This window comes from uncultured Sphingomonas sp. (assembly GCF_964237335.1).
Classification (GTDB): Bacteria; Pseudomonadota; Alphaproteobacteria; order Sphingomonadales; family Sphingomonadaceae; genus Sphingomonas.
Genome location: NZ_CAXSHM010000003.1, coordinates 13,259 through 38,972, shown reverse-complemented (window position 1 = coordinate 38,972; position 25,714 = coordinate 13,259). Strand labels below are relative to the sequence as shown.

At 68.5% G+C, this 25,714-nt stretch carries 25 protein-coding genes and 1 tRNA gene; 14 read left to right on the top strand and 12 right to left on the bottom strand.

Annotated features, from left to right (window positions below; genetic code table 11):
• Nucleotides 1–47: 47 nt before the first annotated feature.
• The 4 genes from ACFE65_RS02740 (at nucleotide 48) to ACFE65_RS02725 (ending at nucleotide 1,531) form a co-directional block, all read left to right on the top strand.
• Nucleotides 48–278, top strand: a complete 231-nt coding sequence (locus ACFE65_RS02740) for a hypothetical protein (protein ID WP_375380805.1) — start codon at nucleotides 48–50, stop codon at nucleotides 276–278.
• Nucleotides 278–586 carry a cell division protein ZapA gene (locus tag ACFE65_RS02735; RefSeq protein WP_375380804.1) on the top strand — a complete coding sequence of 103 codons (309 nt, stop codon included), beginning with the start codon at nucleotides 278–280 and terminating at the stop codon, nucleotides 584–586. Before ACFE65_RS02740 ends, ACFE65_RS02735 begins: the two co-directional genes overlap by 1 nt.
• A gap of 196 nt (nucleotides 587–782) precedes the next feature.
• The gene (locus ACFE65_RS02730; protein ID WP_375380803.1) at nucleotides 783–1,325 is read left to right on the top strand and encodes a 5-formyltetrahydrofolate cyclo-ligase; all 543 of its coding nucleotides are present in this window, start codon (nucleotides 783–785) and stop codon (nucleotides 1,323–1,325) included.
• Nucleotides 1,313–1,531, top strand: coding sequence for a DUF2842 domain-containing protein (locus ACFE65_RS02725; protein WP_375380802.1), 219 nt, complete (start codon nucleotides 1,313–1,315; stop codon nucleotides 1,529–1,531). The genes ACFE65_RS02730 and ACFE65_RS02725 overlap by 13 nt, the downstream gene beginning before the upstream one ends.
• A 31-nt stretch (nucleotides 1,532–1,562) precedes the next feature.
• On the opposite strand, the gene ACFE65_RS02720 is transcribed toward ACFE65_RS02725, so the two are convergent.
• The 3 genes from ACFE65_RS02720 to ACFE65_RS02710 form a co-directional block, all read right to left on the bottom strand.
• Nucleotides 1,563–1,639, bottom strand: a tRNA-Asp gene (locus ACFE65_RS02720).
• A 71-nt stretch (nucleotides 1,640–1,710) separates the two neighbouring features.
• Nucleotides 1,711–2,904, bottom strand: a complete 1,194-nt coding sequence (locus ACFE65_RS02715; RefSeq protein ID WP_375380936.1) for an AI-2E family transporter — start codon at nucleotides 2,902–2,904, stop codon at nucleotides 1,711–1,713.
• 121 nt (nucleotides 2,905–3,025) lie between these two features.
• Nucleotides 3,026–3,775 (bottom strand): Crp/Fnr family transcriptional regulator, encoded by a 750-nt coding sequence (locus ACFE65_RS02710; RefSeq protein ID WP_375380801.1) that lies wholly within the window; start codon nucleotides 3,773–3,775, stop codon nucleotides 3,026–3,028.
• Between the two features lie 110 nt (nucleotides 3,776–3,885).
• On the opposite strand from ACFE65_RS02710, the gene gntA reads away from it, so the two are divergent.
• Nucleotides 3,886–4,608 (top strand): guanitoxin biosynthesis heme-dependent pre-guanitoxin N-hydroxylase GntA, encoded by a 723-nt coding sequence (gene gntA / locus ACFE65_RS02705; RefSeq protein ID WP_375380800.1) that lies wholly within the window; start codon nucleotides 3,886–3,888, stop codon nucleotides 4,606–4,608.
• Nucleotides 4,598–5,194: a DUF1989 domain-containing protein gene (locus ACFE65_RS02700; RefSeq protein WP_375380799.1), complete on the top strand. Its 597-nt coding sequence runs from the start codon at nucleotides 4,598–4,600 to the stop codon at nucleotides 5,192–5,194. The genes gntA and ACFE65_RS02700 overlap by 11 nt, the downstream gene beginning before the upstream one ends.
• A gap of 110 nt (nucleotides 5,195–5,304) precedes the next feature.
• On the opposite strand, the gene ACFE65_RS02695 is transcribed toward ACFE65_RS02700, so the two are convergent.
• Complete coding sequence (locus ACFE65_RS02695) at nucleotides 5,305–6,993, bottom strand: class I adenylate-forming enzyme family protein (RefSeq protein ID WP_375380935.1); 1,689 nt, start codon at nucleotides 6,991–6,993, stop codon at nucleotides 5,305–5,307.
• A gap of 178 nt (nucleotides 6,994–7,171) precedes the next feature.
• Here ACFE65_RS02695 and ACFE65_RS02690 point away from each other — a divergent pair, with 178 nt between their 5' ends.
• The 5 genes from ACFE65_RS02690 (at nucleotide 7,172) to ACFE65_RS02670 (ending at nucleotide 14,001) form a co-directional block, all read left to right on the top strand.
• Nucleotides 7,172–8,404, top strand: a complete 1,233-nt coding sequence (locus ACFE65_RS02690; protein ID WP_375380798.1) for a serine hydrolase domain-containing protein — start codon at nucleotides 7,172–7,174, stop codon at nucleotides 8,402–8,404.
• Between the two features lie 31 nt (nucleotides 8,405–8,435).
• On the top strand, nucleotides 8,436–10,478 hold the full coding sequence (locus ACFE65_RS02685) for a 3-hydroxyacyl-CoA dehydrogenase NAD-binding domain-containing protein (RefSeq protein ID WP_375380797.1): 2,043 nt from the start codon (nucleotides 8,436–8,438) through the stop codon (nucleotides 10,476–10,478).
• Between the two features lie 104 nt (nucleotides 10,479–10,582).
• Complete coding sequence (locus tag ACFE65_RS02680; protein ID WP_375380796.1) at nucleotides 10,583–11,764, top strand: acyl-CoA dehydrogenase family protein; 1,182 nt, start codon at nucleotides 10,583–10,585, stop codon at nucleotides 11,762–11,764.
• Nucleotides 11,765–11,868: 104 nt separating this feature from the next.
• Nucleotides 11,869–12,996, top strand: coding sequence for an acyl-CoA dehydrogenase family protein (locus ACFE65_RS02675; RefSeq protein ID WP_375380795.1), 1,128 nt, complete (start codon nucleotides 11,869–11,871; stop codon nucleotides 12,994–12,996).
• 117 nt (nucleotides 12,997–13,113) lie between these two features.
• Nucleotides 13,114–14,001 (top strand): acyl-CoA thioesterase, encoded by an 888-nt coding sequence (locus ACFE65_RS02670; protein ID WP_375380794.1) that lies wholly within the window; start codon nucleotides 13,114–13,116, stop codon nucleotides 13,999–14,001.
• Between the two features lie 9 nt (nucleotides 14,002–14,010).
• Here the strand turns inward: ACFE65_RS02670 and ACFE65_RS02665 are convergent, their stop codons facing one another.
• The 5 genes from ACFE65_RS02665 to ACFE65_RS02645 all read right to left on the bottom strand — a co-directional run bounded on the left by ACFE65_RS02665 (nucleotide 14,011) and on the right by ACFE65_RS02645 (nucleotide 19,271).
• Nucleotides 14,011–14,811: an SDR family NAD(P)-dependent oxidoreductase gene (locus ACFE65_RS02665; protein ID WP_375380793.1), complete on the bottom strand. Its 801-nt coding sequence runs from the start codon at nucleotides 14,809–14,811 to the stop codon at nucleotides 14,011–14,013.
• An 87-nt stretch (nucleotides 14,812–14,898) separates the two neighbouring features.
• Nucleotides 14,899–15,663, bottom strand: a complete 765-nt coding sequence (locus tag ACFE65_RS02660) for an SDR family oxidoreductase (RefSeq protein ID WP_375380792.1) — start codon at nucleotides 15,661–15,663, stop codon at nucleotides 14,899–14,901.
• Between the two features lie 109 nt (nucleotides 15,664–15,772).
• Complete coding sequence (locus ACFE65_RS02655; RefSeq protein ID WP_375380791.1) at nucleotides 15,773–16,816, bottom strand: phosphotransferase family protein; 1,044 nt, start codon at nucleotides 16,814–16,816, stop codon at nucleotides 15,773–15,775.
• Nucleotides 16,816–17,898 carry a Zn-dependent alcohol dehydrogenase gene (locus ACFE65_RS02650; RefSeq protein ID WP_375380790.1) on the bottom strand — a complete coding sequence of 361 codons (1,083 nt, stop codon included), beginning with the start codon at nucleotides 17,896–17,898 and terminating at the stop codon, nucleotides 16,816–16,818. The genes ACFE65_RS02655 and ACFE65_RS02650 overlap by 1 nt, the downstream gene beginning before the upstream one ends.
• A 95-nt stretch (nucleotides 17,899–17,993) precedes the next feature.
• Nucleotides 17,994–19,271, bottom strand: coding sequence for an acyl-CoA dehydrogenase family protein (locus ACFE65_RS02645; protein ID WP_375380789.1), 1,278 nt, complete (start codon nucleotides 19,269–19,271; stop codon nucleotides 17,994–17,996).
• Nucleotides 19,272–19,401: 130 nt separating this feature from the next.
• Between ACFE65_RS02645 and ACFE65_RS02640 the strand changes: the two genes are divergently transcribed.
• Complete coding sequence (locus ACFE65_RS02640; RefSeq protein ID WP_375380788.1) at nucleotides 19,402–20,661, top strand: TetR/AcrR family transcriptional regulator; 1,260 nt, start codon at nucleotides 19,402–19,404, stop codon at nucleotides 20,659–20,661.
• A gap of 85 nt (nucleotides 20,662–20,746) precedes the next feature.
• On the opposite strand, the gene ACFE65_RS02635 is transcribed toward ACFE65_RS02640, so the two are convergent.
• The 3 genes from ACFE65_RS02635 to ACFE65_RS02625 all read right to left on the bottom strand — a co-directional run bounded on the left by ACFE65_RS02635 (nucleotide 20,747) and on the right by ACFE65_RS02625 (nucleotide 23,416).
• A complete protein-coding gene (locus tag ACFE65_RS02635; RefSeq protein WP_375380787.1) occupies nucleotides 20,747–20,965 on the bottom strand; it encodes a hypothetical protein in 219 nt (72 codons plus the stop codon).
• Nucleotides 20,966–21,018: 53 nt separating this feature from the next.
• A complete protein-coding gene (locus ACFE65_RS02630; RefSeq protein WP_375380786.1) occupies nucleotides 21,019–22,086 on the bottom strand; it encodes an acyl-CoA dehydrogenase family protein in 1,068 nt (355 codons plus the stop codon).
• A gap of 97 nt (nucleotides 22,087–22,183) precedes the next feature.
• Nucleotides 22,184–23,416: an acyl-CoA dehydrogenase family protein gene (locus tag ACFE65_RS02625; protein ID WP_375380785.1), complete on the bottom strand. Its 1,233-nt coding sequence runs from the start codon at nucleotides 23,414–23,416 to the stop codon at nucleotides 22,184–22,186.
• A 139-nt stretch (nucleotides 23,417–23,555) separates the two neighbouring features.
• Here ACFE65_RS02625 and ACFE65_RS02620 point away from each other — a divergent pair, with 139 nt between their 5' ends.
• Nucleotides 23,556–24,770 carry an MFS transporter gene (locus ACFE65_RS02620; RefSeq protein ID WP_375380784.1) on the top strand — a complete coding sequence of 405 codons (1,215 nt, stop codon included), beginning with the start codon at nucleotides 23,556–23,558 and terminating at the stop codon, nucleotides 24,768–24,770.
• 76 nt (nucleotides 24,771–24,846) lie between these two features.
• Nucleotides 24,847–25,623, top strand: coding sequence for a thioesterase family protein (locus tag ACFE65_RS02615; protein ID WP_375380783.1), 777 nt, complete (start codon nucleotides 24,847–24,849; stop codon nucleotides 25,621–25,623).
• Nucleotides 25,624–25,714: the final 91 nt, after the last annotated feature.

Here is a 25,714-nt window from a genome sequence, read left to right as displayed (position 1 = left end):
ATCCGAAACGGCTTGCCGACGTCCCCGCCCATGCTAATCCAGCGCCGATGGCCGACGACCAATCCGATCAGACCCAATCCGATCAAGCCCAATCCGATCAAGGACAGCCGAGCGCGCTCGACCGCATCGATCTGGCGATCGCCCGGATCGAACAGGCGGTGGCGGCGCGCACGCGGGCCGGAGACGCGCTCGCGCACCGGCATGCGGCGCTGAAATCGCGGATGGCGGAGGCGGTGGCGGCGCTGGACGACGTCATCGCGCGCGGGACGGCAGGCTGATGGCCGAGGTCGTGCTCCAGATCGGCGATCGCCGTCACACGGTCGCCTGCCGCGACGGCGAGGAGGCGCAGGTGCGCCTGCTCGGCGAGCAGGTCGACCGGCGCTGGGCCGCCGCCAACCGCGCGGCGGGCGGCCTGTCGGGCGAGCGGGCGATGCTGTTCGTCGCGCTGATGCTCGCCGACGCGCTGCAGGAATCGGAGAACCGGCCGCCCGAACCCGGCGCCGCGAGCCCGCCGATGCTCGCGACGATCGCCGACCGGCTCGAAACCCTCGCCGCCGCCCTTGAGCAGAGCCCCGCGAACGCTTAACTACCGTGCTGACGGGTACTGCCCGGTACGAGCATAGAGACATCCCTGAGGCTATTCATCATCCAAGGGGGCTGTCCCTGCGCAGATCCTGGTCTGTCGTATATGGCCCCTATCTGACGTTCCAGGCGTCGGTGGATTATCCAGCACACGGCTACGGCGGTCCCGTCACCCGCCCTTTTCCGACCGGAGCCGACCGGTGAGCGACAAGCGGGCCCTGCGCGCCATCGCCCGCGCCCGCCGTGATGCGTTCGTGGCGACGCGGCCCGGTCCCGTGGGAGCCGATCCTCGGTTCCTCGAACGCCTGGCGCCCGGCACCGTGGTCGCGAGCTATGCGCCGGTCGGGAGCGAAGTCGATCCTTGGCTGCTGGAGGCGGCGGCTCGCGACCGTGGCTGCTACCTTGCCTTGCCGCTTGTCGTCGACCGAGCCACGCCGCTGCGCTTTCTCGCCTGGCCCGCGGGCGAGCCGCTGGCGGCCGGCCCGTTCGGCCTCGCCAATCCGCAGGCGGACTGGGAAGAGGTGGCACCGGACGTGGTGCTGACGCCGCTGTTGGCGTTCGACGCCGCGCTCCATCGGCTCGGCCAGGGCGCGGGTCATTACGACCGCGCGTTCGTCCGTCATCCCGGCGCCTGGCGGCTGGGCGTCGCCTGGTCGGCTCAGCACGTCGAGACCCTGCCGGCGGACATCTGGGACGTACCCCTTCACGCGATCATAACGGAGACGGACTGGTGGACCCCGTAGAGCAACCGACCCTGAGGAAGCCGCTGGGCGCACTCGGTATCTGCGCGCTGGCGCTGTCCTGGTGCGTGCTGATCGCGAGCTTTTCAGGCGCGATCGGACGCTGGCCGGGCTGGCTGCAGCCGGTGTTCTATCTCGTCACCGGGATCATGTGGATCGCGCCGCTGAAGCCGCTGTTGCGCTGGATGGAGACGGGCCGCTGGCGCTGATCCCGAGGGGAGCGGCCATCCCGTCCGGGGATGGCGCGAGTGACGGGACTTGAACCCGCGACCTCCGGCGTGACAGGCCGGCGCTCTAACCAACTGAGCTACACCCGCTCGGGAGCGACGCGCCTATGCGAGGCCCGTTGGGCTGTCAACCGCTCGATCGGCCCGCCGCGCTTTGGGCCTCATGCTTTGGGCGACGCGCCGGGCAGCGGCCCGGCATCCTCGTCCGCCTGGCGCAGCAGCGCGCCGCGCTCGAACAGGAAACCGGCGATGTCGGGCTTGCCCGCCGCCCCCACGACGACCTGGATGATGATGAGCAGCGGCACCGCCAGCAGCACGCCGCCCGTGCCCCACACCCATCCCCAGAAACTGAGCGAGATCAGGATCAGCACCGGGTTGATCGTCAGCCGGTGCCCTATGATCAGCGGCGTCACCACGTTCGCCTCGACGAGATGGCAGCCGACCATCACGAGCGAGGGCAGCAGCGCGTACCACAGGTCCGAGAACGTCATCAGCCCGCCCAGCGCCATCAGGAACGCCGCGAGGATGGGGCCAAGATATGGCACATAGTTGAGCATCGCGACGATGCCGCCCCACATCAGCGGGAACGGCATGCCCAGCAGATAGAAGGCGCCCGCGACGATCGCGCCCAGCGTAATGTTGATGAGCGTGATGGTGCCGAGATAGGCCGAGACGTCGTCCACCATCGTCTGGATCACGCGGGCCGTGGCCATCGCGCCGCCGAAGCTCGCGCGGTTGACGATCGCCTGACGCCGCAGGCGGGTCCATCCCGACAGGAAGAAGAACACCACCAGCACGCCGAAGAACAGCTGCAGGATCACCCCGGGCGCCGAGGTGGCGGCGAGTTCGACGATCGAGCTGGGCGGCGCGACGGGAGTGGTGTGGGTCGTGCTGGTGACGGGGATGCTGGCAAGTTTGCTGAGCGTGCGGTTCGCATTGCGCTCCAGCGTACCGTACAGCTCGACCAGCGGCGCCAGATTGTGCTGAATGCGCGTGATCCGTTCCGGTAGCAGGCGGAAGAAGGCGACCGCCGGCACCACGATCGCCGCCAGTGCGACGTTGGCGACGACCAGGAACCCGAGCACGCACACCATCGCCGCGACCGGCGAAGGCAATCCGCGCCGTTCGAACCATTCGAGCACCGGCACCAGCGCGATCGCGATCACCAGTGCCGCCACCGTCGGCAGGAAGAACTCCGCTCCCGCCTTCAACGCGAACGGCACGCCGAGCACGACGCCGATCCCGGCGGTCAGCGTCAACGCCGCCAGCAACCGGTCGCGCCGGAGCGTGACCGCCGGCACTTCGTTCGAGGCCTCGGAAGGGCCAAACCCGCCGCCGCTGCCCCGAACGGCGATGCTGTCGGCAATCCTGTCCGCCACGCCCGTCTCCGTCGGCGCTCACGGCGAGCGCCTCGCCGGTTTCGATAGCGCGACGCCGCCGTTCCTGCCAGCGGAGCGTGCCAGCCGGCCTTGCATGTCAGGCGGGTGCGGGTTCCCCGTCGTCCAGGTACAGATAGTCCGGCTCGAACTCGCCCAGCGCTGCGAGAGCAGGGATGTTCAGGATGCGCACCTCGCGCGACGACATCTCGGCGAGCCCCGCCTCGCGCAGCCGCCGGAGCGTCCGGTTGACGTGGACGCTGGTAAGGCCGCACGCCTCGCCGATGTCCTGCTGGGTCAGCGCGAAATCGAACCGGCCGTCGGCCGCGAGCCCGACGACGCGCAGCCGCTCGTACGTCTCGCACAGGAAGTGCGCCAGCCGGCCGACCGCCTCCAGCCGGCCCAGGCGGAAGATCCACTCGCGATGCATCGCCGCATCAAGCAGGGTCGAGAACCATAGCATCCGGGCGAGGTGGGGAAAGCGCTCCACCAGCACCGTCAGATCGTCGTGCGAGACGGTCGACACCGTCACGTCCGTCAGCGTCGCGACATCGTGATCCAGCCGCCGCAGCGGATAGCCATGAAGATCGACGAAGTCGCCCGGGACCTGCACCGACACGAGCTGGCGATATCCGTCACGCGCATCCATGTATCGACATAGGAACCCCGAGACGAGCAGCGTGCTCTGCCGCACCTCCTCCCCGCGACGGATGATCGTCCGCCGCGCCGGGATCGGAACCGGCGGCGACATGACCGCAGCGAGCGCCGCCCGTTCTTCCCGCGTCAGTTCGCGCCGACGTCGCCCCTGCAGAAAGCGGCGGGTCTGGTCCTGCTCCCCAGTCGTACCCATCGTCGTTGCCCCGCCATTCCTCGCTCTGCGATCGCCTATCGATTGAGTCTGATCTGCGTCAAGCCGACGTACGCCATGCAACGAAGGCCATGTCCGCCGGTTGTCGCGGCATGTTCATCACCGACCAACACATTGACGTCGACCGTGATACCGACGCCGACCTCGCTCAACGTTTCCGCGATTTCGTGAAACATCCGACCTTTCCCTGCGTGGGCGCCAAGGCGGCGCTGTCGCGAGGAACGATGACGATCATGACGGCGCGCGACATCCGCTCGGGCTGGGACGACATGGCGATCTATCCCGCGCTGTCCAGCCTCGCCGACCGCTATCGCGCCGATCCGCAGCTCTTCCAGACGCTGGTGGTGCTGTTTGCACAGTCCGGCGACATGGACGAGCCCGAGTATGAGGGCCATCTGTGGAACCGCATCCAGTCGCTGTCCGACAAGGACGTATGGCTGGGGCAGAAGCCCGATCCGCGGGTAAGCGAGAACCCGGACGACCCGCATTTCTCGCTGAGCTTCGCGGGCGAGGCATTCTTCGTCGTCGGCATCCATCCGCAGGCGAGCAGGCCCGCGCGGCGGTTCGAAGTGCCGGCGATGGTGTTCAACCTGCACGACCAGTTCGAGCAGTTGCGCGAGCAGGGCCGGTACGAGAAGCTGCGCGACTCGATCCTTGACCGCGATGTGGCGCTGGCCGGATCGCTCAACCCGATGCTCGCGCGCCACGGGTCGGTCTCGGAGGCGCGGCAATATTCCGGGCGCGCGGTGGAGGATGGCTGGCAGTGCCCGTTCGCTGGCCGTCGCGACTTCGGGGCGGCATCGGATGCGGCCTGAGGCGATCCGCCAGGTGATCGCGCCTCGATCGGGCGTGGCGTTCCCGCTCGATGCGGGTCAACGACTGACGGTGATCGACCCGTGCGGCGAGCAGGTGGCGGACCTCCTGGCGTTCAATCGCGCCGACGTTCGGGAGGTGATTTCATCCGGACGCACGCTCGATTACGCGAGCCGGCTGTACCTCACTACGGGTGACCCGATCTACTCCAACCGCTCCAACATCCTGCTGGAGATCGTCGAGGACACGGTCGGGCGGCATGACTTCCTGTTGACGCCGTGCAGCAAGGACACATTCCGGATCATCTACGGCGATCAGGACCCGCACCGCGGCTGTTTCGGCAATCTGGCCGCTGCGCTCGCGCCGTTCGGCGTGACGGAGGACATGATCCCGATCGCGTTCAACTGCTTCATGAACGTCCCCGTAGACGGCACCACCGGGGCGCTCCGCGTCGAGCCGCCGCTTAGCCGCGCGGGCGATCGGATCGTGTTCGAGGCGAAGGCGGACCTCGTGATCGGCCTCACCGCCTGCTCGGCGCTTCAGTCGAACAACGGCAGCTTCAAGCCGATCGAGTATGAGGTCGTTTGATAGCAAACCGGTCTAAGTGACTGTATCAGATAGGATAGCGCGCGGGTCCTGACGTTGGGGCACATCAGCGTCGGTATTACCTACTGTTACCTACTTTGGCCGCGAGGACATCAGACCCGATCGTCGAACAGCACGGCCAGCTCGCGTTTCAGGATCTTGCCGTTGGCGTTGCGGGGCAGCATTCCGGGCACGAAGCGGATCGCGACCGGCACCTTGAAACCGGCCAGTTGCGTGCGCACCCACGCCTGCAGCCCCGCTTCCGTGACGGCCTCGCCCGGTGCGAGGTGGACCACCGCCGCCGGTTCCTCGCCCAGCACCCGGTGCGGTAGGCCGATGACGGCTGCATCCATCACCGCCGGATGCGAGAACAGCGCATTCTCGACCTCGATCGAATAGATGTTCTCGCCGCCGCGGATGACCATGTCCTTGGCGCGATCGACGATATAGCAGAAGCCCTCGTCGTCCAGCCGCGCAAGGTCGCCGGTGCGGACCCAGCCGTCCACGAAGGTGGCGGCGGTCGCCTCTGGCTTGTTCCAGTAACCCGCGACCACCATCGGCCCCCTCGCCCATAGCTCGCCGATCTCACCGGTCGGCAGCACATGGCTCGCGTCGACGTCCATGATCTTGAGGTCGGCCACGGGCACGGGCGCGCCGCAGCTCGCCGGGCGGTGCAGGTAATCCTCCGCCAACAGGCCGGTGACGGTCGCCATCGTCTCCGTCATGCCCCAGCCGTTGCCGGGCTGGACGCCGAACTCGGCCCGCAGGCGGGGTGCGAGGTCGGGCGCGGCGGGCGCGCCGCCATAGGTGATCGTCTCCAGCGACGACAGGTCGAAGCGGCTGCGCTTGGGATGTTCCAGCAACTGCCAGGCGATCGTCGGCACCCCGCCGGTCGCGTTCACCCGTTCGCGCTCGATGATCTCCATCGCCTTCACCGTCTCCCACCGTCGCATCAGCACCAGCGTGCCGCCACTTGCGACCACCCCCATCAGCGTCGCGCTGCACGCGGTGACGTGGAACAGCGGGATGACGAGCAAGCCGATGCGGGGGGTTGGCTCCGGCGGCGCCTCGCCGCGGCGGAGGTACGGGCGCGCGCCGTTGCAGGCGGTCGACAGGATGTTGGTGACGAGGTTGCGGTGCGTGCCCAGCGCTCCCTTGGGGGCGCCCGTGGTGCCGCTGGTGTAGAAGATCGTCGCGGGATCGTCCGTGTCGATCATAGCCGGCGGCAGGTCGACCTCGGGCAGCGCCGCCCAGTCGTGCGGCGTTCCGATCACCGCCTCAAGGCGCTCCGCCACTCCCGTCGACGGTGCTTCGGCCCGGGACACCAGTACCCGCTCGAGCGCCGGCAAGCCCGGATAATGCTGCACGAGCCGCTCATGGCGCTCGCCATCGACGATCAGCACTCGCGCACCCGAGTCTCGAAGGCCGTAGTCGAGCTCCGCGCCCGTCCACCAAGCATTGAGCGGCACCGCCACCGCCCCGATCGCGGTCGTCGCGAAGAACGCCACCGGCCACTCGGGCAGGTTGCGCATCGCGATCGCCACCCGGTCGCCCTTTCCGACGCCCATCGCCACGATCGTATGCGCCAGCGCCGCGATCGCCCGGAACTGCGCCGCGTAGCTGACCCGCTCGTCCTCGTGGATGATCGCCAGCCGCTCGCCATGGCCGCGCGACGCCTCCGCCAGCCAACGCAGCGACGACGGCGCGTTCTTCCACACGCGGGTCGGGATGCCGCGGATCACGACCTCGTCCATCTCGAACGTCGCACCCGGCGCGGTCAGCCGCCGATCCACCTCCGCCATCGACAATGCGGGCCAGCCCGAAGCTGGTGACACGGCGATATCGCTGCCCAAGCCTGTTCCTCTCCCGGATCGGGTATTGCCGGATATCGGTTCCCGGTACAGCCAATGTTACTGTTGATTCGAGCGCCGCTCAAGCCGATAGAGGCGCAACTTTCGAACCCTTGGTATGGACGAGCCGATGTTGACCGCCCGCCCGGGCTCCCACGCCTTCGACGTCGGCCGGCTCGCCCGGATCGACGCATTCTTGCGCGAGCGGTACGTCGATAGTGGCATCCTGCCGCATGCCCAGCTGCTGTTGGCGCATGAGGGCCAAGTCGCGCATTTCTCCTCGATGGGCGCCGCGCGCGAGGGTGGCGCGGCCGTGGACGAGGGTTCGCTGTTCCGCATCGCGTCGATGACGAAGCCGATCACCAGCCTCGCCTTCATGATGCTGGTCGAGGAGGCGCGTGTCGCGCTCGACACGCCGGTCGCGAAGGTGCTGCCCGAACTGGCGAACGTCGGCGTCTATACGGGCGGTGGCGGAGGCGTGCCGTTCGCCGCCCGTCCCGCCCCCGAGCCGATGCGTATGGTGGACCTGCTACGCCATACCGCCGGGCTGACTTACGGCTTCCAGCGACGCTCCAACATCGACGCCGCCTATCGTGAGCGAGAGACTGAGCGTTGGCACGGCGGCCTCGACCTCCAGGGCCTCATCGCCGCGCTGGGCGAGCTGCCGCTCGAGTTCGCGCCGGGCGATGCATGGAACTATTCGGTCGCGACCGACGTGCTCGGCGCGGTGATCGAGCGCGTGTCCGGCCAGTCGCTCGACGCCTTCTTCCGCGACCGCATCTTCGCGCCGCTTGGGATGCACGACACCGGCTTCGACGTGCCGGCGGGCAAGCTCGACCGGCTGACCGACTGCTGGGCGCTCGCGCCAGGCAACAAGGGGGCGGGCAAGCGCGTGAGGTACGATCGCGGGGCCGAGAGCGTCTGGGCACAGCCGCCGACGATGCTGTCGGGCGGCGGCGGGCTCGTGTCCTCCGCGCTCGACTACAACCGCTTCTGCTCGATGTGCCTCAACGGCGGGGAGCTGGACGGCGTCCGGCTCGTATCGCGCAAGACGATCGAGCTCATGACGATGAACCACCTGCCCGGCGGGTCGGACCTGTCGCGCATGTCCAAGTCGCTGTTCAGCGAGGCGACCAACGCCGGCACCGGTTTCGGACTCGGCTTCGCGGTCACGATCGACGTCGCGCGCTCGATGATCCCCGGCTCGGTTGGCGAATATTACTGGGGCGGCATGTTCTCGACCGCCTTCTTCGTCGATCCCGTCGAGCGCATCTCGATGGTGTTCATGACGCAGGTGAGCCCGTCGACCGCTTTCACGATCCGCCGCGAACTCAAGACGATGATCTACGCGGCGTTGAAATAACCCAATCGAAATTGACTGGAGACCCGACCCAATGACCTCCCCGATCCGTATCGAACGCCATGACGACGTGCTCGTCATCATCTCTGACAATCCGCCCGTCAACGCGCTGGGCGCGGGTGTGCGCCAGGGACTGGAGGCGGCGATCAAGCAAGGCGTCGCGGACGCGACCGTCGTGGCGATGGTGATCCGGTGCGACGGGCGCACCTTCTTCGCGGGCGCGGACATCACGGAGTTCGGGAAGCCGCCGATCGGTCCGCAACTGCCCGAAGTGGTCGACACGATCGAGGCGTCGAGCAAGCCCGTTGTCGCCGCTATCCACGGCACGGCGCTGGGCGGCGGGTGCGAGGTGGCGCTCGGCTGTCACTATCGCGTCGCTGTGGCAAGCGCGAAGCTCGGCACGCCGGAGGTGAAGCTCGGCCTGCTGCCCGGCGCGGGCGGGACGCAGCGGCTGCCGCGGCTGGCGGGCGTTCCGCTGGCGCTGCAGATGACCGCGCTCGGCGATCCGATCCCGGCCAAGAAGGCGGCGGAGGCCGGCCTGATCGACAGGATCGTCGGCGAGGGGAGCGAAAGCTCCCTGGAAGCCGACGCCATCGCTTACGCACGCGAGATCGCGGCCAAGCGCCCGCTGCCCCGCGCGAGCGAGAAGGAGGCCAAGGCCGATCCCGAGGCGGTCGCCGCGTTTCGCAAGGCCAATGCGCGCAAGTTCCGCGGGTTCGAGGCACCCGAAGCGAACATCGCCTGCATCGAGAAGGCGACCGACGGCTCGTCCTTCGCCGAAGGTATCGCGTTCGAGCGGCAGAGCTTCATGAAGCTGATGATGGGCACCCAGTCCGCGGCGCAACGTCACATCTTCTTCGCCGAGCGCAAGGCGGCCAAGATCGACGGCATCGGCGACGATGTCGCGTTGCGGCCGGTCAACAAGGTCGGCATCATCGGCGCGGGCACGATGGGCGGCGGTATCGCGATGAACTTCCTGTCGGCCGGCATCCCGGTGACGATCGTCGAGATGCAGCAGGACGCGCTCGACCGCGGCACCGGCACCATCCGCAAGAACTACGAGGCGACCGCCGCCAAGGGCCGGATGAAGCCGGAACAAGTCGAGGCCGCGATGGGCGCGCTCGCGCCGACGCTGTCGTTCGACGCACTCGCCGATTGCGACCTGGTGATCGAGGCGGTGTACGAGACGATGGAAGTGAAGAAGGACATCTTCACAAGGCTCGACGCGATCTGCAAGCCGGGCGCGATCTTGGCGAGCAACACCAGCTACCTCGACATCGACGCGATCGCCGCCTGCACCAAGCGTCCGCAGGACGTCGTCGGCATGCACTTCTTCTCGCCCGCCAACGTCATGAAGCTGCTGGAGGTCGTGCGCGGCGCCAAGACGGCGCCCGACGTGCTGGCGACGGTGATGGCGCTCGCCAAGAAGATCCGCAAGGTCGCGGTCGTCGCCGGCGTCACCTATGGCTTCATCGGCAACCGCATGCTGATGCCGCGCCAGGTCGAGGCGATGAAACTGCTGATGGAGGGCGCGACGCCTGAGCAGGTCGACAAGGTCCATGTCGCGTTCGGCATGCCGATGGGCCCGTTCCAGATGGGTGACCTCGCCGGCGTTGACATCGGCTGGCACCGCGATCCCACCCGGATCGAGAGCATCCGCGACGCGCTCGCCGCCGAGGGTCGCTGGGGCCAGAAGAAGAGCGCGGGCTTCTACGACTATGACGAGAAGCGTCAGCCCTCGCCCTCTCCGCGCGTCGCCGAGATCATCGAGGAGTTCCGCCAGAAGTCCGGCGCTCCGGCCCCGCGTCAGATCAGCGACCAGGAGATCATCGAGCGGACGTTGTACCCGCTCGTCAACGAGGGCGCACTGATCCTGGAGGGCGGTTATGCCCAGCGGGCCAGCGACATCGATGTGGTGTGGATCTACGGCTATGGCTGGCCGGTCTATCGCGGCGGCCCGATGTTCTGGGGCGAGAGCGAAGGCTGGGACAAGATTGTCGCCGGACTGGATAAGCACGGGTTCGAGCCGGCGGAGTCGCTGAAGGCCAAGGTGAAGACGCCGGAAGCCGTTCACTAATCCTGTTCATGCTGAGCCCGTCGAAGCACTGCACTTCTCTTGGACGTTGGAAGAAGGACAGTCCTTCGACAAGCTCAGGGTGAACGATGGAGAGGAGAGAAACCATGACCGACCTCGACACCTTCCGCGCCGAGACCCGCGCCTGGCTGGAGGCCAACTGCCCGCCCGAGATGCGCGAACCGGTCCGCTCCGACAAGGACGCGTGCTGGGGCGGGCGCGATCAGTCGATTCTGACGCCGGCGCAGAAGGCATGGATGGACGCAATGGGCGCGAAGGGTTGGACGGTGCCCGACTGGCCCCGCGCCTATGGCGGCGGCGGGCTGTCACCGGCGGAAACCAAGGTGTTGCGCGAGGAAATGGCCGCGATCCGCGCGCGCAACCCGCTCAACTCGTTCGGCATCTCGATGCTCGGGCCGGCGCTGCTGAAATACGGCACGGAAGCGCAGAAGCTCGAACACCTGCCCAAGATCGCACGCGGCGAGATCCGCTGGTGCCAGGGCTATTCGGAACCGAATGCCGGCTCCGACCTTGCCGGCCTGGCGGCGAACGCTGAAGATGCTGGCGATCACTACATCGTCAACGGCCAGAAGGTGTGGACCAGCTACGCCGACAAGGCCGACTGGATCTTCTGCCTGGTGCGCACCAGCAAGGCATCGAAACAGGGCGGCATCAGCTTCGTGCTGTTCGACATGGCCAGCCCCGGCGTCTCGACCAAGCCGATCCTGCTCATCAGCGGCTACTCGCCGTTCTGTGAGACCTTCATGGACAATGTGAAGGTGCCCAAGGCGAACCGCGTCCACGACGAGAACAAGGGCTGGGACGTCGCCAAATACCTGCTCGGCCACGAGCGGGAGATGATCTCGGGGATGGGGCTGTCGCACACGGGCGGCAACCCGCTGATCGAGGGCGCGATCGCGACGATCGGCCTGGATGCGGACGGTCGCCTGGCCGACCCGCTGCTGCGCGCGCAGATCGCTCTGTTCGAGGTACGCGCCAAGGCATTCACCGCCATGACGGAGCGGTTCATCGACGAGTTGAAGGCGGGCCAAGCGCATCCTGCCCAGCCGTCGATGATGAAATATTACGGGACCGAGCTCAACAAGAGCCGCTACGAGCTGATGATGGCGGCGGGCGGCTCCGACGCGCTCGAATGGGAGAGCGAGGCGAGCGCCGGCGGCGCGACCCCACGCGCCTGGCTGCGCACGAAGGCCAATTCGATCGAGGGCGGCACCAGCGAGGTGCAGCTCAACATCGTGGCGAAGCGGATACTGGAGCTGCCGGCCTAGCCGCCAGGATATCGTCACCCCAGCGAAACCTGGGGTCGCCCCGACTGAAGGCGATCCGCTCGACCCACGCGATCCCAGCTTTCGCTGGGATGACGGAGATTGACATGCCCCTCTACCTCGACGACGATCAGACCGCGCTGAAGGAGACGATCCGCGACTTCGTCGCCGACGCCGCGCCAATCAGCCACATGCGGTCCTTGCGCAATGCCAACGATGCGACCGGCTTCTCGCGCGACCTGTGGAAGCGGTTCGCGGAGATGGGGTTCACCGGCATCCTGATCGGCGAGGATCAGGGCGGCTTGGGCCTCGGGCATGTCGAGGCGGGCGTGGTGCTGGAGGAGATCGGGCGCAACTTGTCCGCCTCCCCGTTCCTGTCCACCGCCGTCGCCGCGGTCGCCGCGCTGAAGGGCACGAACCATGCCGAGCGCTGGTTTCCCGGCATCGTCGCAGGGGACACGGTGGCGGCGCTGGCGATCGACGAGCGTGCCAAACATGGCCCGGCGGTCGCGATGCGCGCCGAGCGGTCGGGCAACGGCTTCCGCCTGACCGGCGCCAAGCGGTTCGTCACCCACGGCCATGTCGCCGACCTGCTGATCGTCGCCGCGCGCACCTCGGGCTCGCCCGACGACGTCGACGGCGTCACGCTGTTCGCGGTGCCGCGCGAATCCGCCGGCTTGGACGCGGCGCCTGAGCGGCTGGCCGACGCCAGCCTCGCGTCGCGGCTGACCTTCGACGGGGTGGAAGTCGATGCCGACGCAGTGATCGGCGAAGTGGATGCGGGCCGCGATCCGCTCGGGCGGCTGCTGGCGGCAGGGCGCACCGGCGCGGCGGCGGAGTTGCTGGGCGTCGGCGGCGGCGCGGCGGACCTGACCACCGCGTACCTCAAGGAACGCAAGCAGTTCGGCGTGCCGATCGGCAGTTTCCAGGCGCTCCAGCACCGCGCCGCGCATCTGTACGGCGAGATGGAAGTCGCGCGCGCCGCCGTCCTCAAGGCGCAGCAACTGCTCGACGCGGGCGATGCGCGCGCCGATGCCGCGGTCTCGGTCGCCAAGGCGATGACGACGATGGCCACCACCTTGTCCGTGCAGGAGGGCATCCAGATGCACGGCGGCATCGGCATGACGGACGAGTACGACATCGGCTTCTACATGAAGCGCGCGCGCGTGCTCGCCGAGCTGTTCGGCGACGCGAACTTCCACGCCGACCGGCTGGCGCTCGCCGCGGGGTATTGATCTGCGACCTAGATGTACGTCACTCCGGGCTCGACCCGGGGTCCCGCTTCTTCTTGGGCCAAGAGCTGCAGGAAGAAGTCGGACTCGGGTGCGAGGCCGGGGTGACGAGGAGAAACTATGGACACCCCCACCCCCGCCACCCTCGTTGCCGACCTCATCGCGCTCCTCGACGTCGAGGAGATCGACCGCGACCTCTACCGCGGCGCGCGGCAGCCCGGCGGTATCGGGCGGGTGTTCGGCGGGCAGGTGATCGCGCAGGCGCTGCAGGCGGCGCAGCGCTCGGTGGAGGGCAAGCAGGCCCACTCGCTCCACGCCTATTTCATGCGCGCAGGGAACGAGGAGCATCCGATCGTCCTGCGTGTCGTGCGCGACTTCGACGGCGGCAGCTTCGCCACCCGCCGCGTGATCGCGAGCCAGCAAGGGCAGCCGATCCTCAACATGGCCGCCTCGTTCCAGCGGCCCGAAGAGGGCCTGGCACATCAGGCGACCATGCCCGACGTGCCGCCGCCCGAGATGCTGCGCACCGAGATGGAGCTGCGTGCCGCGATCGCCGATCGACTGCCCGAACGCGGCAAACGCTTCTTCCTGCGCCCGCGCGCGATCGAGATCCGCCCCTGCCAGCCCCGTAGCTGGTTCGAGCCGCGGCCCGGCGATCCCGCCCACGCGATCTGGCTAAGGCTTGCCGCGCCGATCGGCGACGATCCGGTCCTGCACCGCGCGGTGCTGGCCTATGCGTCGGATATGGCGCTGCTGGGCACGGCGATGCTGCCGCATGGCGTCAACTGGCTGACCGAGACGATGCAGGTCGCCAGCCTCGATCACGCGCTGTGGCTGCACGAGCCGTTCCGCGCCGACGAATGGCTACTCTACGCCTGCGACAGTCCCTGGGCGGGGCACGCCCGCGGTTTCAACCGTGGGCAGATATTCACCCGCGACGGTCGCCTGGTCGCGAGCGTTGCGCAGGAGGGGCTGATGCGGCAACGGGAGCCCCGCCCGACAACGTGATCTGCCGGCTCACACCGCCGTCTTGCCGTACTCCTGCCGCGTCACAGGATGGCTCGACGACAAGCCGCCGTCGACGGCGATCGCCTGGCCGTTGACGTAGCTCGCGTCGTTGGAAGCGAGGAACAGCGCGACCCTGGCCAGTTCCTCGGCCTGCGCACCGCGGCGCAGCGGGTTGAGCCGGCCGACCCGGTCCGTCTTGCCGGCGTCGCGCGCATAGTCGAACGTCGGCTTGGTCATGCCCGTCTCGGTCAGGCCCGGGCAGAGCGCATTGACGCGGACGTTGGAGCCCGACAGCTGCTGCGCCGACACCTGCGCCAGGTTGATGACGCCAGCCTTTGACGCCGAATAGGCCGGCGACCCTGCGCCCGAACGGATGCCGGCGACACTGGCGGTCAAGACCACGGCGCCGCCGCCTTGCTCCGCGATCCGCGGGCCCGCGTGCTTCACCGCGAGGAACGGCCCGATCAGGTTGACGCGTAGCACCTCGGTGAGGAGCGCGACCGACGTGTCGAAGATGGTGGCGAGGCCGCCCGAGATGCCGGCGTTGGCGAACATGACGTCGAGGCCGCCGAACCGCTCGACCGCAAGGGCCACCACGCGTTCGACGTCAGGCTCCGCGCCCGCATCGATCCGGATCGCCTCGGCCGTGCCGCCCGCCTCGCGAATCATTGCCGCGGTCTCGTCCGCGCCTTCCGTCAGGTCCGCAACGATCACCTGCCCACCCTCGGCGGCGAACAGCCGGGCGGCGGCGCGGCCGATGCCGGAGCCTGCGCCGGTGACGATGATCGACTTGCCCTGAAACCTGTTCATCCCACTCTCCTCCTCGTCATGCCAGCGTAAGCTGGCATCTCCCGCGATCTCGGGCAGACCCGAGCCTGCTGGGTGACGGATGCGCAGTCAGATCGTGACGCCGCCATCGATCACCATCGCCTGCCCGGTCATGAACGCGCTGGCGGGACTGGCGAGGTACACGACCGCGCCTGCGATCTCGTCCGCCTCGCCGATGCGGCGCAGCGGCACGCTCTCGTTGGCGGCGCGGATGCGGTCGGGGTCCTCCCACAGCGCACGGGCGAAGTCGGTGCGGATCAGGCCGGGCGCAATGCAGTTCACGCGCACGTTGTCGGGCCCGTATTCGACCGCGTAGTTGCGCGCGAGCTGGAAGTCGGCTGCCTTGCTGACGTTGTACGCCCCGATCACCGGCGACCCGCGCAGCCCGCCGATCGACGAGACGATGACGATCGACCCCGACCGCCGTCCGCGCATGCCCGGCGCGACGAGCTGGATCAGCCAATGGTTGGACAGCACGTTGTTGTCGAGGATCTTGCGGAACTGCTCGTCGGCGATCCCGGCCAGCGGGCCGTAATAAGGATTGGATGCGGCGTTGCAGACCAGCACGTCGACCGCGCCCAGCCGCGCCACCGTTTCACGCACCAGATGGTCCAGCGCCCCCTTGTCGGAGATGCTGGCGGCGATCGCGATCGCCCGTCCCTCACCATGGCGGCCGTTGATCGCCGCCGCGACCTCCTCGCACGCATCTTGTTTGCGGCTGGAGATGACGACGCGCGCGCCATGCGCGGCCAGCGCTTCGGCCGACGCGCGCCCGATCCCACGCGACGATCCGGTGACGATGGCGACCTTGCCGGTCAGGTCGAACAGTTTCACGCCGTCTCCTCTCCCGCTCGTCATCCCAGCGGAAGCTGGGATCGCTTGGTGCTGGCGGCTTACCCCAAACGAAAAGATGCCAGCGTTCGCTGGCATGACGGGTATGATGTCACGCCCCCGCCTTGACCGCGAAGTCCCAGCTTGCGCTCGCCAGCCGGTACACCTGCGCGGCCGACTTCTCGGCCTGCGCGCTCGACGCGGTGCCCTCGACGATCCGCTTCTTGATGCCCTGGACGATGCCGGTCAGCCGGAACAGATTGTAGCTGAAATACCAGTTGAGGTCGGGCACTCCATCGCGGCCGGTGGCGGCGCAATAGCGGTCGGTGATCGCCTCCAGCGTCGGGATGCCCGTGTCCGGCCCGGTACGGCCCATCACCCCCGACCGTCCTTCGGGCTGCGTCACCCAGCTCATCAGGAAGTAGCTGAAGTCGGCAAGCGGATCGCCCAGCGTCGACAGCTCCCAGTCAAGCACCGCGATGACGCGTGGCTCCTGCGCGGCGAAGATCATGTTGTCGATCCGGTAATCGCCATGGACGATGCTCGTCCGCGTCTGCGCAGGGATCGTGCGCGGCAGCCACTCGATCAGCCGCTCGATCTCGGGCATCGTCTCGGTCTCGCTGGCGCGATATTGCTTCGTCCAGCGCGCCACCTGTCGCTCGAAGTAATTGCCAGGCTTGCCGAAATCGCCCAGCCCTGCCGCCTGGTAATCGGTCCGGTGGAGCGCGGCCAGCGTGTCGACCATCGCATGGTAGATGCCGGTGCGCTCGGTGGGCGCATAGTCGGGCAGCGTCCCGTCCCACAGGTTGCGCCCGTCGGCGAGCTCCATGACGTAGAACATCGACCCGATCACGCTCTCGTCGATGCAGAGCCCATAAGGACGCGCGACCGGGAAGCCGGTGGGATACAGTCCGTCGATCAGCCGGAACTCGCGATCCACCGCGTGCGCGCTGGGCAGCAGCGATCCGAACGGCTTGCGGCGCAAGACGTAGGCGCCCGAGGCGGCGTCGATGCGGTACGTCGGGTTCGATTGCCCGCCCGCGAACTTGGCGTAGGTCAATGGCCCTTGGAAGCCGGCGACGTTCGCCTGCATCCACTCGGCGAGCCGCGCCTCGTCCAGCCGGACCTTGCCCTCCACGGTGATGGTCGTGGTCATCAGCCGAACACGATCACGCTGCGCGTCGTATCGCCGCGACGCAGCTCGTCGAATGCATCGTTGATCCGCTCCAGCGGCATCCGATCGGCGATGATAGTGTCGAGGTCGAGCAGGCCGCGCTGGTAGAAATCTACCAGCCGCGGGATGTCGACGGGGAAGTGGTTGCGCCCCATCAGCGCGCCCTGGAGTTTCTTGTCGGCGAGCAGGTCCATCGCCGACAGGCCGACGCTATCGCTCGGCGGCAGCATGCCCAGGATCGTGGCGGTGCCGCCGCGCCGCAGCACCTTCACCGCCGTCGCCGCCGACTGCGGCCGACCCACCGCCTCGATCGCGTGGTGGACGCCGCCGCGGCTGATCTCCACCACCTCGTCAACGGCGGTCGGGCTCATCGCGTCGATGCTGTGCGTGGCGCCCAGCTTCTCGGCCGCCGCGCGTTTTTCCGGCACCGGATCGAGCGCGATGATCTTGCCCGCGCCGGCGATCCTGGCCGCGTTGACCGCCGCCAAGCCGATGCCGCCGCAGCCGACGATGCACACCGTCTCGCCCGGCACCAGCTTCGCCGCGTTGAACACCGCGCCCGCGCCCGTCGTCACCGCGCAGCCGATCAGCGCGGCGCGGTCGAGCGGCATGTCGCGGTCGATCGCGACGCAGGCGTGTTCGTGGACCAGCATCTGCTCGGCATAGGCGGACAGGTCGAGCATCTGCGCGATCGGCTTGCCGTTCAACGTCAGCCGGGGCGGCGCGCCGCGTGGACGCTTTACCGACCGGTCGATGCACAGCGACATCCGGCCGGTGACGCAAAACTCGCAGTGGCCGCAGAACACCGACAGGCAGGTGACGACATGATCGCCGACCTTCACCGTCGCGACCTCGCTCCCCACCGCCTCCACCACGCCGGCTGCCTCGTGGCCGGGAATGCCGGGCAGCGGGTGCGGGTAGGCGCCGTCAACGAAGTGCAGATCGGACCGGCAGACGCCGCACGCGGCGGTGCGGATCAGCACCTCGCGCGGGCCCGGCTTGTCGATCGTGACCTCCTCGACCGACAACGGCTGCTTCGCCTCGAACAGGACGGCTGCTTTCATCTTCACCTCGTCACCCCAGCGAAGGCTGGGGTCTCGTCATTGGCGGGCATGACCTCGTCGCGAGCGACCCCAGCTTCCGCTGGGGTGACGGCGTGTTACCGCCGCACCGCCGCCTTGGCGTCGATCGCCGCGGGCAGGTCGGCATATTTGCCGAACTCGTTGCGCGCGATGGCTCGGTTGTGGACCTCGTCGGGCCCGTCCGCGAACCGCAGCGTCCGCATCGCCGCCCAGTCGTGCGCAAGGTGGAAATCCTGGCAGACGCCGCCGCCACCATGGGCCTGGATCGCGTCATCGAGGATCTGCAGCGCCATCGCCGGCGCGGCGACCTTCACCATCGCGATCTCAAGCTGAGCGGCCTTGTTGCCGGCCTTGTCCATCATGTCGGCGGCCTTGAGGCACAGCAGCCGTGTCATCTCGATGTCGATCCGCGCCTTGGCGATCCGCTGCTCCCACACGCTCTGGTCGGCGATCCGCTTGCCGAACGCGACGCGGGTCAGCAGCCGCTTGGCCATCGCCTCGATCGCGGTCTCGGCGACGCCGATCGTGCGCATGCAATGGTGGATGCGCCCCGGCCCCAGCCGGCCCTGCGCGATCTCGAACCCGCGCCCCTCGCCCAGCAACACGTTCTCGGCGGGCACCTCGACGTTGTCGAGGATCACGTCGCCATGCCCGTGCGGCGCATGGTCATAGCCATAGACGGACAGCATCCGCTCGATCGTCACGCCCGGCGTGTCCATGTCGAGGATCATCATCGACTGCTGGGTATGCCGGCTCTGTTCCGGATCGGTCTTGCCCATCAGGATCGCAACCTTGCAGCGCGGATCGCCGACGCCCGACGACCACCATTTGCGACCGTTGACGACGTACACGTCGCCGCGCCGCTCCATGCGCGTCTGGATATTGGTCGCGTCGGAGGAGGCGACCGCCGGCTCCGTCATCAGGAAGGCGGACCGGATCTCGCCATTCATCAGCGGCCGGAGCCAACGCTCCTTCTGCTCGGCGGTGCCGTAGCGGAAGAACACCTCCATGTTGCCGGTATCGGGCGCGGAGCAGTTGAAACACTCGCTCGCCCAGCCGACCCTGCCCATCTCCTCGGCGCACAGCGCGTATTCGAGGTTGCCGAGCTGCGTCCCCTCAAACTCGAAACTGTCGTCGACATGCGCACGGCCAGAGCGGGGCGGCATGAAGAAGTTCCAGAGGCCGGCGGCCTTGGCCTTCACCTTCACCTCCTCGATGACCGGAAGCACCTTCCAGCGCTCGCCTTCGTGCTGCTGGCGGTCGTAATCGGCCTGGCGCGGGCGGATCTCGTCGTCGATGAAGCGCCGGACGCGATCCCGGAAATAGGTCTCGCGCTCGCTGAAGGTGAAGTCCATCGGTCGTCTCTCTGTCGCGTTTGCGTGCTGCTTAGACCGTACCCGATCTTCGGTAAAGTCTCTCGGCATCGCCAGCACCCCCTGCAAAAAAGGGACTAGGTGTTCGAATCGAAGTTGATAGACTAGTGGGATGGTGCGGGAAGAAACGTCAGCGAAAGGGAAACGGGGCCACGATCCCGTACGGGGCGCGGGGACGACGCGGTTCCGGGAAAAGCGCGAGGCGATCCTCGCCGCCGCGGCGCAGGCGATCAACGAGCAGGGCGCAAAGGGCATGACCTTCGCCGACGTCGCCCGCCGCGTCGGACTCAACACCACCAGCGTCACCTATTATTTCAAGCGCAAGGAAGACCTGGCCGCCGCTTGTTTCGAGCACACGCTGGGCGAGTTGCAGGTGATGCTCGACGAGGCGCTGACCCGGCCGACGCCGCGGGAGCGGGTCGCGCACTACATCGCGCTCAACATGGAGCGCCTTACCCGGATCGAGGCCGGAGACACGCAGCCCTTCGCGATCCTGTCCGATCTGCGCGCGACGGAGGGCGCGGTCCGCAGCCGGTTGATGGCGGGATGGCAGCGCGTGTTCCGCACCACCCGTCTTCTGTGGGGTCAGGCCAAGACCCGCACGCTGACCGACCTGCACGGCGCGCGCGCGCACGTCCTGCTGGAGAATACCTTCTGGCTGCCGATCTGGGTCGCGCGTTACGACCTCGACCAATATCCCCGCGTCGGCGACCGGCTGATGGACGTGCTGGCGAGCGGCATCGCGCGCCCGTCGGACGCGTGGGCGCCCGAGCCGATCGAGCTGACCCATGATGCGGTGCCGGCGCGCGAGGCGTTCCTGCTGGCGGCGACGCGGCTTATCAACGAGCTCGGTTATCATGGCGCGTCGGTCCAGCGGATCGCGTCGGAACTTAACGTCACAAAGGGCAGCTTCTACCACCATCTCGACGCCAAGGACGATCTCGTGATCGCCTGCTACGGGCGCAGCTTCGAGGCGATCGCGGAGGCGCAGCGGGTTGCGGATGCGCGCGGGGGATCGCAGTGGCAGCGACTGTCCGACGTGATCGCGACCTTGCTCGACGTGCAATTCGGCGAACGCGGACCCCTGTTGCGCTCGACCGCGCTAAGCGGGCTGGAGCCCGCGATGCGCGACGCGATGGTCGCCCGCTCCAACCGCATCGCGCGCCGCTACGCCGGGACGATCAGCGACGGAATTGCGGAAGGATCGATGCGCGCGGTCGACCCGCTGGTCGCGTCTCAGGCGCTGATGGCGCTCCAGAACGCGGCGTTCGACATGCGCAAGTGGGCGGGCACGATGCCACGCGAGCGGGCGATTGCGATGTACGCGTCGACATTGCTGTTCGGGATGTTCGACGATCGGGCTGCGGAGTGAGTTATCACTTGAACCCGGCTTGAGCTCGTTCGTCACCAGCTACACCTGACACTGCGGCATCGACAGCGGCCGCTGGTGACGGATTCTACCTCGACAGATACCGCACCATGTCGACCAACGCCGCGAGCGAGAAGGGCAGGATCAGCGCGGCGATCAGCATGGCGACTGCGACCCACGACCAAAAGGTGGCTTGCGGCGATGGCGGGCGACGGACCGGCTCCGCCGAGTCCTCGGGCCGTGGCCACCCGCCCCGGAAAAAGGACAGCACGAGATCGCCTGACGGCCCGGCCAGGCGGCTCGGCATCTGCGGCCTAAGATCCGCAGGAGCCAGCACCAGTCCGGGAGCGCCGCCCAGCATCAATATCCGTTCAGGCGCGCGAACCGGTCGCGATGGTAGGCGGCACTGCCCCACATCGTCTCCAGTACCGCGGCGCGCTTGATGTAGAAACCGGCGTCATATTCATCCGTCACGCCGATGCCGCCATGCAGCTGCACCATCTCGCGCGTCACGAGCTTCAGCGTGTCGCTCGCGGTCGCCTTGGCGAGGCTCACCGCCTGGTCGATGTCGGAGCGACCCGCGTCGATCGCCTCCAGCGCGCCCTCCACGACGGACCGCATCAGCTCCAGCTCGGTGAACATCTTCGCCATACGATGCTGCAACGCTTGGAAGGTGGAAAGTTGCTGCCCGAACTGGACGCGCGTCTTGAGAAAGTCGTTGGTCTGCGCGAACGCCGCCTCGGCCATGCCCAGCATCTCGGCGGTCAGCGCCGCGGTCGCGCGGTCGACCACCGCCGCCGTCAGCTCGGGCCCGCCGAGCCGCAGCGCCGGTGCCGCGTCGAACCGCACGGCCGCGTGGCTGCGCGAATCGGCCATCTGTCGCGGCGAGCGGGTCACGCCTTCCGCGCCTGCAACCAGATACAATCCGTCGTCGGCTGCGACCACGAACGCCTGCGCCGAATCGCCCTCGGCGACGAACGCCTTCTCGCCGGTCAGCCGCCCGTCGGCGACGCGCGTCTTCATGACCATCGTCGCATGTACCGGGCCCTCGTCGACCGCGAGCGTCGCCACGATCTCGCCGGCGGCGATGCGGGGGAGCCACTCGGCCTTGGCCTCCTCGGACGTGCCCATCGCGATCGCCGCCGCCGCGCTGGCCGTCGAGGCGAGCGGCGAGGCGGTCAGCGTGCGGCCGAGCTGTTCCAGCACCAGCCCCAGCGACAGCCAGCCGAACGCCGAGCCGCCATGCTCCTCGGGCACGACGATCCCCGCCCAGCCCATCTGGCCGATCGCGCTCCAGGCGTCGGCGTCGAACCGCTCGGGCGGCGCCGCAGCGCGCAGGCGGCGGAAGGCGGTGACCGGCGACTCATTGTTCGCCCATTCGCGCGCCATGTCGCGCAGCATCACCTGTTCGTCGTTCAGCACCGCCATCGTCTCAAGTCCCTGATAAGGTTGGCGGGAGGTCCGGCCGGGCCCATGCCTCAGGCCGTCCTCCCGCTCTCACCCCTCTCCAAACCGGATGTTCGAACTATTGGTGATCCAGCATCCCCAGGATGCGCTTGGCGATCACGTTGTTCTGGATCTCGCTGGACCCGCCATAGATCGACACGGCCTTGCCCCACAGCCATGCGCGCGTCTGGTGCAGCTCCTCTTCCGAGAAGCCCTCGCCTTCCCAGCCCAGGCCGTTCATGCCCATGATCTCGATGCCGAGTTCGGCGCGATCCTGGACCACGCGCGCGCCGACGTTCTTCATGATCGACGACGCCGCCGACGGCCCCTGGTTCGATTTCGACTCCAGCGCCGCGCGGCGCAGCGTCAGCGCGAAGGCGCGGCTGTCCATCTCGTGCCGGACGATCCGCATGCGCAAATCGGGATCGGCGACCCGGCCCTCGCCGTCGACGCCGCGATACGCCTTGGCGGTCTCGCTCACCGGCCGGCCGCCAAGCAGCTTGCTCGAACTGCCACCGCCCGACAGGCTCGACCGCTCGTGCTGGAGCAGCCGCTTGCCGATCGTCCAGCCCTCGCCCTCGCGGCCGACCAGATTGCCCTTGGGCACGCGCACGTCGGTGAAGAACGTCTCGCAGAACGGCGAGGAACCGGAGATCAGTCGGATCGGCTTCACCTCCACGCCGGGCGACTTCATGTCGATCAGCAGGAAGCTGATGCCTTCATGCTTCTTCGTCCGATCGGTACGGACGAGCGCGAAGCATTTGTCCGCCCACTGGCCACCGCTCGTCCAGGTCTTCTGGCCGTTGACCAGATAGTGGTCTCCGCGATCCTCGGCGAAGCACTGGAGGCTCGCGAGGTCGGACCCCGCGCCCGGCTCCGAATAGCCCTGGCACCAGCGGACCTCGCCGCGCGCGATGGCGGGGATGTGCTCGCGCTTCTGCGCTTCCGTGCCATATTCGAGCAGTGTCGGCCCGAACATCATCACGCCCATGCCGCCGATCGGGTTCCAGGCGCCGGCCCGCGCCATCTCGTCCTGGAGCACCCGAGCCTCGGCGCGCGACAGCCCGCCGCCGCCATACTCCCTGGGCCAGGTCGGGACGCCCCAGCCCTTCGCGCCGATCGCTTGACGCCAGGCCTCCTCGTCGGCGCTCGGCTCGCTCGGTCCCTCGATCGCCGACATGCCGTTGTCGTTGCCGCGCAGCGAGGCGGGGAAGTTCGCGGCCAGCCAGTCGCGCACCTCGGCGCGGAAGGCGTCCGTCGGGTCGGCGAGCGGGCGCTCCTGCTCGGCGGCGGTATCGGCGATAGTGGCCATGCTCGGCTCCGGATCGGCGGTTCGAAGATCGGGTACGGCGCGCGCCATGCCATAGAACCGATCGGCCGCCAAGTCGGAACCGCCCGCCGTCGACAAATCCGCCGCTGCCGTTACTTGAAGCTATCCCGCTGGAGCCCCGATGTTTTCGCACCGCGCCATTCCCATCGTCCTCGCCGCGGTGCTGATCGACACGATCGGCTATGGCATCGTCCTGCCGGTGCTGCCGACGCTCATCACCCGGCTGGGCCATCTCGGCCTCGCGGACGCCACCCGGATCGGCGGGTGGCTGCTCGTCAGCTACTCCGCGGCGCAGTTCGTCTCCGGGCCGATCCTTGGCGCGCTGGGCGACCGGTTCGGGCGGCGCCCGGTGCTGATCGCGTCGATGGCGACCTTCGCGGTCGACTATGCGGTGATGGCGGCCGCACCGAGCCTGTGGTGGTTGTTCCTCGGCCGGGCGATCGCCGGGCTGACGGGATCGGTGACCGGCCCGGCGGGCGCGGTGATCGCGGACCTGACCAAACCCGCCGACCGCGCCGCCGCCTTCGGGCTGATCGGCGCGGCATTCGGCGCGGGCTTCATCCTCGGCCCGGCGCTCGGCGGCCTCGCGGGCACGTTGGGGCCGCGCGTGCCGTTCCTCGTGTCGTCGGCGCTCGCGGGCGCCAACGCGATCGTCATGGTGTTCCTGCTGCCCGAAACGCTGCCGCCCGAGGGGCGGCGCCCGTTCCGCTGGCGCGACGCGACCGTGCTCGGATCGTTCCGCCCGCTGTTCACCGCCGGCCGCGCGACACCGCTGCTGGCCGCCAACTTCCTGTGGCAGGTCGGCGGCGTCGTCTATCCCTCCGTCTGGGCGTTCTGGGCGACGTTGCGCTTCGGCTGGTCGGGACGCGAGATCGGCTTCTCGCTCACCTGGGTCGGGTTCATGATGGCGGTGGTCCAGGTCGGGCTGACCAAACGCGTGATCGCGAGGCTGGGCGAGCGGCGCGCGGCGATGCTGGGGCTGGGCTGCGGCGCCGCCTGCCTGCTCGCCTATGCCTTCACCACCCACCCGTGGCAGGTCTATGCCTTCTTCCTCGTCGGGTCGCTGACGGCGCTCGCCTGGCCCGCGCTCAACGGGCTGCTGTCGCGGTTGGTGGACGAGCGTCATCAGGGCGCGCTTCAGGGCGGGATCGGTGCATCCAATTCGGTCGCCTCCATCCTCGGGCCGCTGCTGGCCGCGCAGAGCCTGGCTATTGGGGCAAGTCATGGGTTCGACGGCCTCGCGTTCGTGCTGGCGGCGGCGTTGCTGGCGGCCGCGCTCGCGATCATCGCGACGCTCGTCCCGGCGAGCATCGTCGATCACGTTGACGCTCTCTGAGTTTCGAACATCCCGTATGGCGTTCGTCCTGCGCCTGCCGTAGCCAGCGGGGCGCGTTCGCTCGGCGGGAGGGGTCATGACGACGTTGGGTCAGGCATTGGCGGCGCTGGAGCCGCTGGACGGCGGCGGCTGGCGGGGCAGCGTGCCCGACAACTGGCTGCAGGGCCGCACCGCCTATGGCGGCTTCTCGGCGGCGCTGGCGCTTCATGCGGCCAAGATGTCGGACGCCGACCTGCCGCCGCTCCGCTCCGCGCAGGTGGCGTTCGTCGGGCCGTTGGCGCGCGCGATCACCGTCACCGCGCAGCGGCTGCGACGCGGGCGCAACGCCGCCTTTATCCAGGCGGACGTGGCGAGCGAGGCGGGCCTGGGCTTGCGCGCGACGTTCGTCTTCATGGCGCCGCTCGCCTCGGAGGTGGACCACAGCACCGGGACGGCGCCGGACTTCCCCGTGCCTGCCCCGGACGCGACGTCGGTCCGCGCGCCGCCGGGGGTGGCGTTCGCGCAGAACTTCGCGTTCGTCGAGCGTCGCGATCCCGATCGCCCCGTCGGCGAATGGCTGCGCTGGGGCCGCCTCCGCGAGCGTGAGGGGCTCGACCCGGAAGTGGAGCTGATCGCGATCGCCGACGCACTGCCGCCGTCGGCGCTTCGGATCGTCGGTCGCGTGGCGCCGGTGAGCTCGATGACCTGGCTGATGAACGTGCTCGCGCCGCCGGTGACGCGCGACGGCTGGTGGCTGCTGCGCGCGACGAGCGATCACGCGCGCGGCGGTTTTTCGAGCCAGACGATGGCGATCTGGAACGCGGACGGGCAGCCGATCGCGGAGCAGACGCAGGGGATCGCCGTGTTCGTCTGATCGGCGGCGCGTCGGGGCGGGCGTCGCTACATACGGGCACGCGTTGCGACATCTTGCGACAGTCGTGCGCGACCGGCGACATAATGGCGCG